Here is a 15,817-nt window from a genome sequence, read left to right as displayed (position 1 = left end):
TTGTTGCCAAACTCGTTGTTGTTTTAAATTTTTGCATCCTCATTAACAGGTACAAAAATTTAAAACGCCTTGATTTTGATAAAAATATGCTTTTTATACTGCACTCAGGGCTGAAAAAGTGTAGGTGTGAAGGATATATTAACAAAAGCAAGAAAGAAATGAGCGGTTGCAATGATGGTTCTGTCATATTGATTACTTTTATCATGTATCTCTTTTCTACAGGGGTACAGGCGGTTTCTGTTACCACGGATGACACCTCACCGGAAATATCAAACCAGCAACCGGTTACGGCCAATCATGATTATATAAACATGATAGAAAATTCAACCTGGACTATTTCAGTAACAAATAATGATTACGGCCTGAGTGAAGGCATCAGCAAACTGGAAATTATTGAACCGCCTCAACACGGGAATGCCTTTGTTACTCCGAATAACAGCATCAGCTATACCCCCGACGAAGGATACATGGGGCAGGACCAGTTAAAATACAGAATATGTAACAACTATAGCCAGTGCGACGAGGCAGGTGTTTTCATAAGAATTGAAGACTACGACTTTGTCCCCCAACCGGTAAACGATACCGTAATTTATTATAATGACAGCAGCGCCGTGTATAATGTTTTGATTAACGACAAATACATATACGACAAGCCTATACAATTATCTGTAACCAAAGAACTGAACAACGGTTTTTCTGAAATTACCAACGACCTGAAAATCAAAATAAAAGTTACCAGCTATTTCCTGGAAACGGATTCTCTGATCTACCAGGTCTGTGATAAAGAGGGTGATTGCGGTCAGGCTGTAATGTTTATCACACCATATCATGATGCATCAACTCCGTTAATAATCCCCGAAGGTTTTTCACCAAACGAAGACGGTTTTAACGATACATTTCGCATTCCTGAATTTGATTATTACCAGAATCTATCCATCTCTGTTTTTAACAGGAACGGAATCATTGTTTTTGAGTCACAGAACTATAACAACCATTGGGAGGGTATTAGTAATACAGGGCCAATAAAAGGAGAAAAAGTCCCTCCGGGCATATACTATTATGTTATTAAAATTGGTGACAATAATCAACAATTCAACGGAAGTATTTACGTTAGTTATTGAGTTAACCTGCATAGTGTCTGTCCTTAAGGTGCCATTTACTGTGTTACGCTCGTTTCTTTAATTTTTGACAAACGCAAATAACATGAAAAAAACAGGGCACTTCCTTTTACTCTTTTTTATTATCTGGCTGGGCATTGCAACAGAAACCCCGGGCCAGCAGAGTGCCCTGACGAACCAGTTTATGTCGCACCCTTTAATTATCAATCCCGCTTTTGCCGGAAACCGCAACTCAGTCGCTATCGACATTTATTCACGTCAGCAGTGGATAGGAATTGAGGATGCCCCTTCTTTTTATTCAGCAAGTATTCATTTCCCGCTCAACGAATCCATGGCATCCATTGGTGCAGGCGCGTGGTCGGAGCAAACGGGACCTTTCATGTATAACCGTCTGTTTTTTGATTACGCCTATTTGATAAGAGTCTCAAGAAGGGCTTTTCTTTCACTTGGGTTAAGAGTTGGTGCCGATCATTTTAATTTCAACCTTCAGAAGCTTCAGCTCATCGATTACAATGATCCCGAATTTGAAACATCGATAGATAATGAATTTCGTCCTTCGTGGGGAGCAGGATTCATGTTTTACACGCCTTCTATTTTCATGGGCGTTTCACTGCCTCACAGACCTGTTGGGAACCTTTCGTGGGCATCAGAAGCTGCCGCGAATTTTGAATCGGCACAGGAAATAGACCTATCCGGTGGCATCAAGTTCAACATATCCAAAGCAGCAACCATTAAACTCGGGGCCATTCATCGAATTGTGCAGAATGACATTCCCACAACCGATTTGGGACTGATGTTCAACCTCGAAAACGGCATACAAGGTGGTGTGAATTACCGACCAGACTATGCTGCTGCCGTACTTTTTGGAATGAAAATAACCAGAGAAATTGATTTTCTTTACTCATACGAATTTCCCACAGACCCCGGCCAGCCAATCGTAAAAAAAGGGGCCCATGAGCTTACTATTTCTTTTAATTTTACCCGCTGGATTAAATACAACAGAAACAGAATATTTTTGAAAAAGAAAGTCGAAAAGGAAGAACTCAACTCCATCCGGTATTTCTAACCTGAAATCTTGAGCCCGGTCTAAAAAGCATCTTTGTTGCCAAACTCATTGTTGTTTTAAATTTTTGCATCCTCATTAACAACAAGTTAACTCCGATACAAAAAATTTAAAACGCCTTGATTTTGACAAAAATATGCTTTTTATACTGCACTCAATCTCAGATTATCCAACACACTTAAATCCTTTTTTTCAGTCAACAATATTATTTCCGAATCACTTGATTTTCCTACTTTTTTAATGTAATATGGCATTTTTAAAACAATTCGATAAACATCCAGATATGTCAGAAAAAATCAATGCATGGCCGGGTCGTCCCTATCCCCTTGGTGCTACATGGGATGGCGAAGGCGTTAATTTTGCCCTCTTTTCAGAAAATGCACATGATGTAGAGCTGTGTCTTTTTGATACGAACAATAACGAAACACGCATAAAAATATATGAACGAACACACAACCATTGGCATATATATATCCCGGGAATAAAACCCGGACAAAGATATGGCTACAGAATTCATGGACCTTATGAGCCCGCAAAAGGGGCCCGATTCAATCCCGGCAAACTTCTCATGGACCCTTATACGAAAGCTTTGGACGGAACAATACAATGGAACGATGCCCTTTACGGGTATCAGCCCGGAAGTGAAGAGGAAGACCTTTCGTTCAATGAAAAAGACAGTGCCCCTTTTGTCCCGAAATCTATTGTAGTCGATGATTCTTTCGACTGGAACGGCGACCGGCGACTGAATATTCCCCAACATGAAACCATTATTTATGAGCTGCATGTAAAAGGATTCACAAAGCTGGCGCAGCAAGTCCCCGAAAAACTTCGAGGCACATACGCCGGACTGTCTCATCCCGAAAGCATTAAATACCTGAAAAATCTGGGCGTCAATGCTGTCGAACTAATGCCTGTCCATCAGTTTGTGGCCGACCACCGTCTGGTAAAAATGGGACTCACCAATTACTGGGGATACAATACCATAGCTTTTTTTGCGCCCGATATAAGGTATTCTTCATCGGGAACTCCGGGAGATCAGGTCAAAGAGTTCAAACAAATGGTTAAAGACCTTCATAAATCCGGCATCGAAGTTATTCTGGATGTTGTATATAACCACACCGGGGAAGGCAATCGCTTAGGACCCACCCTTAGCTTCAGAGGTATAGACAACATGCCGTACTACCGTCTCTCAGACGATCCCCCACGCAATTATGTCGACTACACAGGAACCGGAAATACACTCAACACGATACACCCTGACATATTACGCCTCATCATGGATAGTCTTCGCTATTGGGTAACCGAAATGCATGTCGATGGTTTCCGATTCGATCTGGCTCCCGTTTTGGGTCGTGAATACGACGATTTTGACAAATGGGGCTCTTTCTTCGATGTGTTGCATCAGGATCCCGTGCTCTCGCAGGTTAAACTGATAGCAGAACCGTGGGACATTGGTGAAGACGGCTTTCAGGTTGGCAATTTCCCGGCCGGATGGATGGAATGGAACGCCAAATACCGCGATTGTATGCGGGAATTCTGGAAAGGCGACAACGAAATGCTGTCCGAATTCGCCAACCGTTTCACGGGAAGTTCAGACCTCTATTTCGATAACTGGCGTACGCCGACAGCCAGCATTAATTTTATTACTTGCCACGATGGTTTTACACTGCTTGACCTGGTCTCGTACAATGAAAAACACAACGAAGCCAACGGCGAGGATAATAAAGACGGTGAAGACCACAATCGTTCCTGGAATTACGGTGTCGAAGGCCCAACCGATGAGGAAAACATTAACAAATTGAGGAAACAACAAATCCGAAATTTTATTGCAACATTGTTTCTTTCTCAGGGCGTACCAATGCTTCTATCCGGCGACGAGCTGGGCAGGACACAAAAAGGGAATAACAACGCCTACTGTCAGGACAATGAAATTTCATGGATCGACTGGCGCAACAAGGACGAAAACCTCATCGGGTTTACTTCAAAGCTGATCAATTTCCGGAAAAAACATCCTGTATTTTGTCGGCAAAAATGGTTCAAATATCAGCCCATTAAAGGAAAAGACATTACCGATATCGAGTGGTTCACCCCCGAAGGTGAAGCGATGAGCGAAGAACACTGGAATGATACGTTTGCCAAATCACTTGGTGTTTTCTTGTCGGGCTACGGCGTGTGTGCTGTATCGGATAAAGGAGAGCCGGTTATTGACGACAGTTTTTACATCATGTTTAACTCGTATCACGATATGGTTCAATTTTCTCTGCCCGCTGAGAAATGGGGGAAAAAATGGCTCAAAGTAATGGATACCTTCAACGCTGAATTCAATGAAGAAGGGATTGGCGAACCTCTTAACGCCGAACAGCAACTTGATGTAAATGGTCGTTCGGTAATGCTGTTTCGGGAAATTTAAACATTCTGAAGCCTCAGAATTAAAGTTCCCGGTAAAACTGAATTGTTGAAAAAGAATAAAGTCCTCGTCCCGGCCGAAAGTATCGTGATTCTAAAACATTAACAGGTCTCGTTTTCTTTCCGGCCCAAAAACACTAAATTTGTTTATAATATCGACACTGAAGGTGTCGAATACTTGTTGTAATTTACTGCGAAAATGACCGGATAAACAACCAACCAAAGAATATGTACAATCCTGTTTCTACATACCGCCTGCAATTCAACAAGGCATTTACTTTCTCTGATGCCCTTCAGCAATCCAAATATTTCCATTTGTTAGGATGCGGCACCATCTATGCCAGTCCTGTGTTTTCGGCCACACCCGGAAGTATGCACGGCTACGATGTTACCAATCCACACTCAATAAACGTGGAAAGAGGGTCAGAACAGGCGCTGCGAAAATTAATTAAAACACTGAAAAACAGCAGGATTGGATGGTTGCAGGACATTGTCCCCAATCACATGGCATTCAACCATCACAATCCCTGGCTGATGGATGTGCTTGAGAAGGGACGCGATTCCGAATATTCCGATTTTTTCGACATCGACCGTCAACATCTTAAATTCCGGCAAAAGCTGATGGTTCCGTTTCTGGGCAGACCGGCCGGTGACGCGGTTCGTGACCACGAAATCAAACTCGTATGGGAGAATGGTACATTCTTTCTTTCCTGTTTCGACAATTACTGGCCAATCCGGTTTGAGTCATTCCTTTGGGTTCTTGAACAAAATACTGAAGATATACCCGATTCTCTGTCGCTTGTACTGGAGCAAGTCAGACTCGAAGATAAATCACCCGACTATCTGTTCCTCAACGGAGAATGGGAAAGATTGAAATCGGAACTAAAAAAGCTTTCGGAGATCGACGGTGAAGTTCGTTACTTCTTTGAAAATCTGGCAGGACACATATCTTCCGACCCGGATGCCATTCAGTCCATTTGTGACAATCAGCACTACCTTTTAACGTTTTGGAAGGAAACGGAACAACACATCAATTACAGACGATTCTTTACCGTGAACAACCTGATTTGCCTGAGAATGGAAGACGAACAGGTCTTCAATTACTATCATCGCGAACTGGTCAACTGGACCAACAACCTTTTGTTCAACGGACTAAGGATTGACCATATTGACGGGTTGCGTAATCCGCAGGAATACCTACAGCGCTTACGCGGTCTTGCCGGGAAAAACACTTATATCGTGGCTGAAAAGATACTGGAACAGGATGAAAAACTACCGCATGTATGGCCCGTTCAGGGTACTACGGGATATGATTTTATGGCGCTCGTTACACGACTTTTCTCGTATAAAAGCGGACTGGAGCAACTAAAAAATTTCTATAACAACCTGACTACCCTGTCAGGCACACCCAAGGATATTACTTATCAGGCGAAAAAATTCATCCTCACCCGGCGAATGGAGGGTGAATGGGAAAATCTGACATCTCTCTTTCTTCGGCTGAGGCTTCTTTCCGACGAAAAGGCTTCTTCAGTCTCAAGGGAAGATATAAAAAATGCAATTGGTGAGATATTACTTGCCATGCCGGTTTACAGGCTCTATTCAACCAGTTTCCCTCTAAAGGGACATGAGCGCAGCATTATGGAAAAGGTTCTTGAAGAAGCGCAACAGAGAAATCCGGAAACCCAGGATATCATTAACATTTTCAGTGATTTGTTCTTTTCCGGCGAACGGCCCGGTGACGATACTGATGAACGCCTTTTTCAGTTTTTCACGCGCCTGATGCAGTACTCCGGGCCTTTAATGGCAAAAGGGGTTGAAGATACCCTGATGTATCGCTATACCGCTTTCGTTGCCTGTAATGAAGTGGGAAATTCGCCATTTGCTGAAGCGTTGAACCCGGACGATTTTCATAAAAAAATGTCGGAACGCCAGGCCGATATGCCGCTTACCATGAATGCCACTTCAACGCATGACACCAAAAGAGGCGAAGACGTGAGAGCCCGGCTCAACACACTGACAGAATTCCCCGAAGAGTGGGAAAGTTCGGTTTCGGAGTGGATAAAAATCAATCGTTCCTTCAAGAAAAACATTAACGGAAAAGAAGCGCCATCACCTTCGGAAGAGTATCTCATCTATCAGACCTTAACGGGCACGGCTCCTTTCAGCAATGATTTCACGGATGACTTTACAGACAGGGTTGTCCGATTTATGGTAAAGGCCCTCCGCGAAGCCAAGGAGAACAGTTCATGGAGTGCTCCCCATAAAGAATGGGAAGAAGTGGTATCAAACTTTATTCGCAAGATACTATCCCCCGGCTCTGAATTTCTTAACTCGTTTCCAGCCATACATAAAAAAGCAGCCCATTACGGGATATATAACAGCCTTGCACAATTATCACTCAAATGTACATGCCCGGGAGTGCCTGATATTTACCAGGGTACCGAATTGTGGGATTTATCTCTGGTTGACCCCGATAACCGTCGTCCGGTTGATTACAGCATCCTGCATCAAACCTTGCAGGAACTGAAAGAGATGTTTTCATTAGAACCGGCCAGGCTCTTCAGATCACTTGACGAACAGCCCGGGAACGGACACATTAAACTATGGCTTACGCACAGATTGCTTAAATACCGTAAATACAATTCGGAACTGTTTGCCAAAGGGAAATACATCCCCCTTAAAATCAAAGGACTCCAAAAGAAACATGTTCTGGCTTTTGCACGCCATCATAAGGATGTTTGGCATCTGACTATTGTCCCCCTCTTCCTTTCAGACTTCGAAGTGCATGAAAAAAGAGTTTCGCCGGACAGTGCAGACTGGAAAAATACACGGGTTGTTCTGCCCGGGGAGGCACCTTCCGACTGGATCAATGTTTTCACAGGACGTCCCTATTCCTGCGGAAAAGAAATATCCGTTTCCGAAATATTCGAAAGCTCTCCGGTGGGAATATTATTTGCCGATTCGGGAAGAAAAGGCAGAACCGCAGGCATTTTGATGCACATAACATCTCTTCCGGGACGATTCGGGTCAGGTGACTTCGGAATTGAAGCCACCCGGTTCGTCCGCTTTCTTAAAGAATCCGGCCATTCCAACTGGCAGGTTCTTCCATTCACGCCTACGAGCCAGCAATCCGGCTGGTCGCCATACAGTTCTCCTTCAGCCTTTGCCGGTAATATCATCTTTATCAGTCCACATAAGCTGGCCGAAGAATCACTAATAGACAAAAAGGACCTTAGAAAAGCTGAGATATCCTCTTCGGAAAAGGCCGATTTCACCAAAGCTCTTGAAATTCGCCTGAAATTCACACATAAAGCTTTCGACAATTTCATGAAGCATTGCAGCCCGCCCGCGAAAGACCAATTCGTTCAATTTTGTGAGAATGAAAAATTCTGGCTTCATGACTTTGCTCTCTTCACCCTGCTGAAACAAAAATTCGACAACCGGTCATGGCAGCAATGGCCTGTCGAATTCAGGGACAGAGATAAGCGTGCTTTAAAATCTTTTGCCGATGAAAACGAACATGAACTGATGCTTGAAAAATTCCGTCAGTACCTTTTTTCTCTGCAATGGCAAGATCTGAAACGTCACGCCAACCACCAGGGCATCAGAATTATTGGTGACATTCCTATCTATGTAGGATATGAAAATGCCGATGTATGGGCCCATCCCCACTTGTTTAAACTCAACCCCGATAAAAGTATGGACATGATCGCCGGCGTTCCCCCCGATTATTTCAGTGCAACAGGCCAGCTGTGGAATATGCCGGTTTATAACTGGAAAAAACATGAAAAAGAAGATTTTTACTGGTGGATTCAGCGTATCCATAAAAATCTGGAACTATTCGATGTGATAAGGCTTGACCATTTTCGTGGTTTCGCAGCCTACTGGGAAGTCCCGGCCGGCGAACCCTCTGCCGAAAACGGCCGATGGACAGAAGGTCCGGGAGAAACGTTCTTTAACCGCTTGAAGAAAGAATTTCCTGCCATGCCATTTATTGCCGAAGACCTGGGTGAAATAGACGATGAGGTTTACCAGCTTCGGGACAAATTCGGGCTTCCGGGAATGAGTGTGCTGCAATTTGCCTTTGGTGACGACCTCCCCGAATCGGTGCACATCCCGCACAATCACAGGTCGAACAGTGTTGTTTATACCGGCACTCATGACAACAATACAACCATCGGGTGGTATCGCAACGAGATCGATAAAGCAACCAAAAAACGCATAAAGCTCTATACTGGCAGTAAAGTAAAGAGTAAGAACATCCATCACATCCTTACCCGAATGGCCTGGGCCTCCACTGCAAGGCTGGCCATCGTTCCTGTCCAGGACCTGCTTGGAAAAGGCCAGGAAGCCCGGATGAACCGGCCATCGACATCGCAGAACAACTGGAACTGGAGAATCAGGTCTCTGGATGAGTTGAATGAAATTGCAGGAAATATCAGGGAATTACTGGGTTTATTCTCCAGATAAAATCAAATGCATTTTCAATCATCCTCATTTCGAAACAAATTCATCGGTAATTCGTTGAATAATTTACACAACCGAGCTTCCGCTAAATAATGAAACGACTACCGATTAATCGGAACGAGTTCCATTAGGTCTTTAAAAAACCTATTTTATTCGGATGGAGCGAGCATGACAAAGTTTGCCTTAATAGATTATTAGATTTTTAGATATAAGATTTAAGATGAAACGAGAATGACGGGTTTACCTCAATAAAGACAAGTATAAATTCTTACATGCGAGTTCCATCAGACCAATGACTTAGACTTATTTTATACTGATGAAAGAAAAAAGTCCCGATAAAGAATTCCTGCAGCAAGCCAGACTCGACCGTTTTTGCATCGACCACGCGGGGATAGGCATTTACCAGATATCGGATGAGAGCGGGAAAATACTGAGTGTGAACCGTCAGGCATGTATCGACCTGGGTTACACAAAAGATGAACTCCTCAATATGACAGTTTTTGACCTGGATCCGAATTTCTTAAAAGCGGGCAACGAAAAATGGCATCAACACCGACAAAAAATCAGAAAAAAAGGAACGGGAACGATCGAAACATTACACAAGCGAAAAGACGGCAGTCTGATGCCTGTCGAGGTTACGATCACCTACCTCGATTTTGACGGGATGCCATTGTCCTTTTCTTTTGCTCGTGACATAACCAGGCGAAAGATCACAGAAAAGGCTTTAAAAGAAAGCGAAGAACTCTTCAGAACAACCCTTTACAGCATCGGAGATGGCGTAATCACCTGCGACACAGAAGGCAAAGTCATGAATATCAATAAAGTAGCAGAAGAACTTACCGGATGGCAGGAAGTGGAGGCTAAAGGACAACCCATGGATAAGGTTTTCCGGATCATTAATGAATGTTCCCGCAAACCAGTAATCAGTCCGGTCAATAAAGTTTTTGCCGGGGGAAAAATTGTCGGACTGGCCAACCATACATTATTGCAGTCACGCGACGGCCGGGAAATCCCCATTGCTGATAGCGGTGCCCCCATTTTTTCTGAAGATGGCAGAATTACCGGCGTAGTACTTGTCTTCCGCGATCAAACCGAAGAGCGCAGGTATCAGTTGGAACTGGAAAAAAGCAGAAATTACCTTTCCACTTTGATGAACAACCTGCCCGGAATGGCATTTCGCTGCAAAAACACTCCTACATGGGATATGGAGTTTGTGAGTAGCGGAAGCGAAGAACTCACCGGGTACAAACCCGGTGAGCTTATTAACAATCAACTTATTGCCTTCGGAAATCTGATCCATCCGGAGGATCAGGAAAGTGTATGGCGGAATATACAGAAAGCCATCAATAAAAGAAGCAGTTACCAGGTAGAATATCGTATCTTTACCAAATACGGGACAGAAAAATGGGTGTGGGAAAAGGGAGAGGCCGTGCGCTCTGATAACGGGCAAGTTGATGTAGTAGAAGGCTTCATTACGGATATATCGGAAAGGAAAAAATTTGAAGAAAAACTGACAGAAAACGACCGGTTAAAAACAGCATTCCTTCAAAATGTATCACACGAAATCCGAACGCCCCTTAATGCCATATTGGGATTCACCGAACTTATCAGACAGAGAGACATAACTGAGAAAGAAAGAAACGACTATATTGAAATTGTTCAGACAGGAGGCCAGAAATTATTAAACATCCTCAACAATGTACTGGAATTATCAAGAATAGAAACCGGCGACATTAAAATGATACCCTCCACGTTCCAGGTTAACAAGCTGTGCAATGAAATGCTTGCAATGTTTACCCCCCAGGCTGAAAAAAAAGGACTCACATTTAAATACATCACCAAAGAACCACCTGTAACTACTATTTTCACCGATTATACAAAACTGGATCAGATTCTGACCAACCTTCTTAATAACGCAATCAAATACACCGAAAAAGGAAAAATTGAATTTGGTTACTCCCGGCGCGAAAAGGACTTCCTGTTTTTCGTAAAAGATACCGGTATTGGCATCACAGAAGAACAGCAGGCAAAAGTTTTCGACCGCTTTTACCGTTCCGATGATCCTAAAGCTATAACGCACGACGGAGTTGGATTGGGCCTTTCCATCTGTCTTGCCCTCATCAATAACCTCGGAGGCAAAATCTGGCTGGAATCAGAACCCGGAAAAGGAACAGATTTCTACTTTTCTCTTCCCATTCGTTGAAACACTAAAACACTATTGGTCACCGAAACAGGGTCACGTATTCTTGGTGAACGAATCCCTATTACGGTGGAAGAGATAGAACAAATTGCCGGAAAAGGTGTTTAAAAACTGAAACACTGAAACACATTCCTATGGCACAAAACAAAATTGCACTCAACAAAAACAAAAAACGCTTTGAGCTGAAGGTCGATGGCCATCTCGCCACTCTTTACTATGAAGTATACGAACCATCGGTATGGTTGCTTACTCATACTTTAGTGCCCGATCCGCTGAAAGGGAAAGGCATTGGATCAAACCTCGTCAGCCAGGTGTTGAGTTATTGTCAGGAGAAGCAAATTCGCGTAATACCGGAATGTCCGTTCATTCTCTCATTCATACAAAGGCATCCGGAGTGGAAAGTACTGCTGTTCGAGCAGGAATGATGGTTCATTGCATCAGGGGTGGTAGTATAAAAAGCATATTTTTGTCAAAATCCAGGCGTTTTAAATTTTTGTACCGGAGTTAACTTGTTGTTAATGAGGATGTAAAAATTTAAAACAACAACGAGTTTGGCAACAAAGATGCTTTTTAGACTGGGTTCAACTATAGTTAATTAATTATCCATCATATCATCAAACCACCCCGCGAAACGGTCAACTGTATGATAATGAATCACCTTTTCGCGGGCATTTTTCCCCAACTTTTCACGCAAACCGGGATTTATCATCAGTTTAATAATATTACCGGCAACGTCTTCAGGTTCGGCTCTGGTAAATAATCCTTCACTTTCAGTGACAAGCATACGTGTGTCACCAACATCGGTTACCACAACTCCGTTTTCGCAGGCCATGGCTTCAATGAGCGACTGGCTCGGATAATTCTCATCGCGTTGCAGCGAAACAAATACCGACGACTCTCTCAAAATCTGCCATGGTTCAGAATGTAGACCGGTAAACCGGACATTCTTTAATTGGTTCCATGAAGCGAATTGTTGCATAGAGGAGAGCATACTTCCCGTCCCCATAATAAAGAAAGTAATTTCATCAACCGACATTTTCTGCTGAATGATCCGGACGGCTTCCATAAAAATCATCGGGTTCTTTATAGGCTCCAGCCGCCCCAGAAAAACCACCCACGGTTTTTTCGGAGATACCGCATAATAGTGAGTATAGTCGATAAAACTATTCGGTGTAACCACACAATGCCCCCGTATTTTTTCACCCATCTCCCGACTATAGTTTTCCTTTAATGAGGGCGACAGGAAATCTGCCACATCAGCATGCTGTAGAACCCAATACTGACTGTCAAAAAATTTTGTCATATTGGTCTCCATATTAAGCATTCCACTGCTGTTTACACTAAAAATGAGTTTCACTTTAAACAACCTGCACCACATCCATGTCCAGATTCCGCCCTGCCAGACGCCATAGATGGTTTTAATTTGCTTTTCTTGAATCTGACGGACAAAAAAGAGCGAAAATCTGCACCAGAGCAATATTGTCCTTAGGAAATATTTCCATCGTCCTAAAAACAGCCTTACAGTACTTCTCCGGGAAACTTCCTTTGCCTGCTTCCTGAAATTTACATGAGCCCGTGGAATGCCATCTTCCCCGTCATTGAAAAGAACAATCCGGTCGTTGGCCCGAAGTAAGGAACTATTTACCAGAAGCCGGTATAGACGGGTGTTCATGATCAGATAATAATCCGCACCTTGCACCATCAGATGGTTGAAAAGCGTGGCATATCGTTTTTCAGCACCGCCGAAACGACCCGAAAAATTCAGGACACAAAGAGCTTTGCTTTGGTGTTTTACAGGCATATAATTAAACGTAAAGGCAGAAAATGGAACCTAAAGGCCTACTATGTTTAAGCAACTAATAACCAGATTATTACAAATAACCAGCGGCACCGGGTGGGGAAATCAAAGCGCCATGCCCGTTTCACTAAAAATATTAGTGAAAACCATCCCTTTCTAAATAGGAATTAACTCTAAGTAAAGCGATGCTTCGCACAGCCTATATCGCTCAACCAGGGTTCAAATCAGACAACGCGTCAGCCAGCCAGACAGCTTTGGTTTGCCATGACAGATTTTCACGGGCAAAAGCAGCACATCTTTCTCTTACTTCATTGTTTGAGTGGTATGTCAGGATGCGCTTTTGCACTTCCTGTTCGCTTTCATCCTCTTCCCAAATCTCTCCAAGTCCGTTCTTCTCAACCATTTCAGCCAATGTGTGAACATGCCGGGTTATCAGCACAGGAACACCGCTGGCAAGATATTCCGAAAACTTTGTGGGAAAAGCCTCATGATTCAGCGGCAAATCTTCACGGATAAGAAACGCCATATCGGCTACCATCTGATACCGGTTTAAATTGCGCTGGTCGAGGTGAAACATGCCCCATGCCGAACGGGGAATATTGTTTGTCTCCAATGCTTTTTCAAATTTTCGGGATGGCACCGGAACATTAATCATAAAATAAGCATCGGGACAAATCTTTAAAAACCCGGCAAAGAAGCGAACCATTTGAGGCACCATTTGGTAATATTTGTCAGTTCCGCTGTACACAAAAACAAACCGGTCGCCAAGCCCGAGTTCTTCACGCATTTGTCCGGCCATTGCCCGATCGTAAAAGAAATGACGGGCATCGTAAAAATTATATTTGGAAAGATGCTTCTTGCCTTTGGGAATATCTTCACAATGTTTTGAAACCGTAAAAACCAGATCACTCTTGTGCAGGCAAAAATTTTTTATCCTCCTGTACAACGTGATCCTCCATTTAGGGGCACCCTGAACAGCCATCTCGTTGGAGCGATTCCCGCGCATATCGTAAACCAACCGGTAACGAAAAAATGGCTTCAGTACAGCCCCGTAAAGCGTTCCAACATCATTGTAACCGTAAACTATGCTGCACTTTGACAACCGAGGTGCGAGGTACAGAATATTAATAAGAAACTGCAAAAATTGCGGAATTATCCTTCCGCGCCCCATGCTTCGTTTGAAAAAGAAAGCCCGGCAGTTCTTCCCGAGCCCCGATGTTTGCAAAAATTCAACGCCATTCTCTTTTTGTCGGGGTGTATTACTAAGTGACACCAACTCCACAGAAAATCCCCTGTCAATGAGCTCTGGAACCACAAACCCGAAAGTGGTCCGGAAATTCCGGGTCTGAACCTGAAACCCCGGCTCATCTGGTTTCTGAACAAACGGGGCCGGCAACAAAAAAAGAATAGAGTTTCTATTTGGCATGAGCTTAGTTTACTATAAACTCCAATAGGTCATCTCCCTGATCTTTCCGCGAAAGACACCCTTTACATCGACAAACAAGGGATCCTCACTTGTAATAGACTTAAAATAAGACTCGTCAAGATTCATATATTCATCATGATTGACCGCCAGTATCACGGCATCATATTTCTTATCAATCTTATCAACAAGACCGTAACCGTACTCCTCCATCAGTTCTTCGGAGGAAGCATGCGGATCGGCCACATCCACGTTAACGCTGAAAGATTTCAGTTCGTGATAAACATCAGCCACTTTGGAATTCCTGATATCGCTAACATTTTCCTTAAAAGTAGCCCCCATGATAAGAACATTGGAGCCGTTTATTTTATGACCCTTGGATATCAACTTTTTAACAACCTGTTTGGCCACATAGGGACCCATAGCATCATTAATGACACGCCCTCCGGTAATAATTTTTGAATGATAACCCAGTTCATTGGCTTTGTAAGTCAGATAATAGGGGTCAACACCGATACAGTGACCCCCCACCAGGCCAGGGAAAAACCGCAGGAAATTCCATTTTGTGCCGGCAGCTTCAAGAACTTCATAAGTATTGATTCCCAATCGATTAAAAATAAGAGACAATTCATTCATCAGAGCAATATTCACATCGCGCTGTGTGTTCTCGATAATTTTGGCAGCCTCGGCTACTTTTATGGAGCTGGCCTTATGTATGCCTGCCTTGATGATTAACCCGTAAACTGAAGCAATCAGCTCAAGAGTTTCATCATCGCTGCCCGATACAATTTTCAGAATTTTGGTCAGCGTGTGTTCTTTATCTCCGGGATTGATTCGTTCGGGCGAATATCCAACTTTGAAATCCTTGTTGAATTTCAATCCCGATTCCTGTTCCAGAATAGGAACACAATCCTCCTCAGTACAACCTGGATAAACAGTCGATTCGAAAACGACGCAGTCACCTTTCTTCAATGCTTTTCCAACCGTGCGGGAAGCACTGAGCAACGGATTCAGATTGGGCAGATTATGTTTGTTGATAGGGGTGGGCACTGCCACCACGTGAAAACGCGCCTTGCGCAAATCTTCCGGGTTGCTGGTGAATTCGATATCACAACCTTCAAAATCGGCCGCCTCCAGTTCATTACTCGGATCAACGTGTTGTTTCATCTTTTCAATGCGCGATGGTTTTATATCAAAACCGATCACCCTCATCTTTCGTGCAAACTCAAGTGCAATAGGAAGTCCTACATACCCAAGTCCGATAACCGATAGTTTCGCTTCTTTATTAATCAATTCATTAAACATACATTTGAATTTAAAGAATAATATTTATAATACAAAT

General features: G+C 43.3%; 9 protein-coding genes. 6 read left to right on the top strand and 3 right to left on the bottom strand.

What is annotated here, in order from left to right; all coding sequences use genetic code 11:
- Window positions 1–158: 158 nt before the first annotated feature.
- The 6 genes from ATH1_RS0112340 (at window position 159) to ATH1_RS0112315 (ending at window position 11,679) form a co-directional block, all read left to right on the top strand.
- Entirely contained in the window at window positions 159–1,121 is a 963-nt protein-coding gene (locus tag ATH1_RS0112340) for a T9SS type B sorting domain-containing protein (protein ID WP_081467449.1), read from the top strand.
- Between the two features lie 82 nt (window positions 1,122–1,203).
- Window positions 1,204–2,184 carry a PorP/SprF family type IX secretion system membrane protein gene (locus ATH1_RS0112335; protein ID WP_010422226.1) on the top strand — a complete coding sequence of 327 codons (981 nt, stop codon included), beginning with the start codon at window positions 1,204–1,206 and terminating at the stop codon, window positions 2,182–2,184.
- 280 nt (window positions 2,185–2,464) lie between these two features.
- Window positions 2,465–4,591, top strand: a complete 2,127-nt coding sequence (gene glgX, locus ATH1_RS0112330; protein WP_010422223.1) for a glycogen debranching protein GlgX — start codon at window positions 2,465–2,467, stop codon at window positions 4,589–4,591.
- 224 nt (window positions 4,592–4,815) lie between these two features.
- Window positions 4,816–9,057, top strand: a complete 4,242-nt coding sequence (gene treY, locus ATH1_RS0112325) for a malto-oligosyltrehalose synthase (protein ID WP_010422218.1) — start codon at window positions 4,816–4,818, stop codon at window positions 9,055–9,057.
- A 313-nt stretch (window positions 9,058–9,370) separates the two neighbouring features.
- Complete coding sequence (locus tag ATH1_RS0112320; RefSeq protein ID WP_010422216.1) at window positions 9,371–11,257, top strand: sensor histidine kinase; 1,887 nt, start codon at window positions 9,371–9,373, stop codon at window positions 11,255–11,257.
- A 131-nt stretch (window positions 11,258–11,388) separates the two neighbouring features.
- A complete protein-coding gene (locus tag ATH1_RS0112315) occupies window positions 11,389–11,679 on the top strand; it encodes a GNAT family N-acetyltransferase (protein ID WP_010422213.1) in 291 nt (96 codons plus the stop codon).
- Window positions 11,680–11,849: 170 nt separating this feature from the next.
- Here the strand turns inward: ATH1_RS0112315 and ATH1_RS0112310 are convergent, their stop codons facing one another.
- The 3 genes from ATH1_RS0112310 to ATH1_RS0112300 form a co-directional block, all read right to left on the bottom strand.
- A complete protein-coding gene (locus tag ATH1_RS0112310; protein ID WP_010422210.1) occupies window positions 11,850–13,055 on the bottom strand; it encodes a glycosyltransferase family 4 protein in 1,206 nt (401 codons plus the stop codon).
- Window positions 13,056–13,260: 205 nt separating this feature from the next.
- Window positions 13,261–14,478: a glycosyltransferase gene (locus ATH1_RS0112305; protein WP_010422207.1), complete on the bottom strand. Its 1,218-nt coding sequence runs from the start codon at window positions 14,476–14,478 to the stop codon at window positions 13,261–13,263.
- 12 nt (window positions 14,479–14,490) lie between these two features.
- Window positions 14,491–15,780, bottom strand: a complete 1,290-nt coding sequence (locus tag ATH1_RS0112300; protein WP_010422204.1) for a nucleotide sugar dehydrogenase — start codon at window positions 15,778–15,780, stop codon at window positions 14,491–14,493.
- Window positions 15,781–15,817: the final 37 nt, after the last annotated feature.

It is taken from the genome of Anaerophaga thermohalophila DSM 12881, assembly GCF_000191885.1.
Lineage (GTDB): Bacteria > Bacteroidota > Bacteroidia > Bacteroidales > Marinilabiliaceae > Anaerophaga > Anaerophaga thermohalophila.
This window is presented reverse-complemented; position numbering and strand designations above follow the sequence as displayed.

Bases quoted from the DNA above. Each gene is read 5' to 3' on its own strand.
- ATH1_RS0112340 (WP_081467449.1), top strand. From the start codon at position 159: ATGAGCGGTTGCAATGATGGTTCTGTCATATTGATTACTTTTATCATG.
- ATH1_RS0112335 (WP_010422226.1), top strand. From the start codon at position 1,204: ATGAAAAAAACAGGGCACTTCCTTTTACTCTTTTTTATTATCTGGCTG.
- glgX (WP_010422223.1), top strand. From the start codon at position 2,465: ATGTCAGAAAAAATCAATGCATGGCCGGGTCGTCCCTATCCCCTTGGT.
- treY (WP_010422218.1), top strand. From the start codon at position 4,816: ATGTACAATCCTGTTTCTACATACCGCCTGCAATTCAACAAGGCATTT.
- ATH1_RS0112320 (WP_010422216.1), top strand. From the start codon at position 9,371: ATGAAAGAAAAAAGTCCCGATAAAGAATTCCTGCAGCAAGCCAGACTC.
- ATH1_RS0112315 (WP_010422213.1), top strand. From the start codon at position 11,389: ATGGCACAAAACAAAATTGCACTCAACAAAAACAAAAAACGCTTTGAG.
- ATH1_RS0112310 (WP_010422210.1), bottom strand. From the start codon at position 13,055: ATGCCTGTAAAACACCAAAGCAAAGCTCTTTGTGTCCTGAATTTTTCG.
- ATH1_RS0112305 (WP_010422207.1), bottom strand. From the start codon at position 14,478: ATGCCAAATAGAAACTCTATTCTTTTTTTGTTGCCGGCCCCGTTTGTT.
- ATH1_RS0112300 (WP_010422204.1), bottom strand. From the start codon at position 15,780: ATGTTTAATGAATTGATTAATAAAGAAGCGAAACTATCGGTTATCGGA.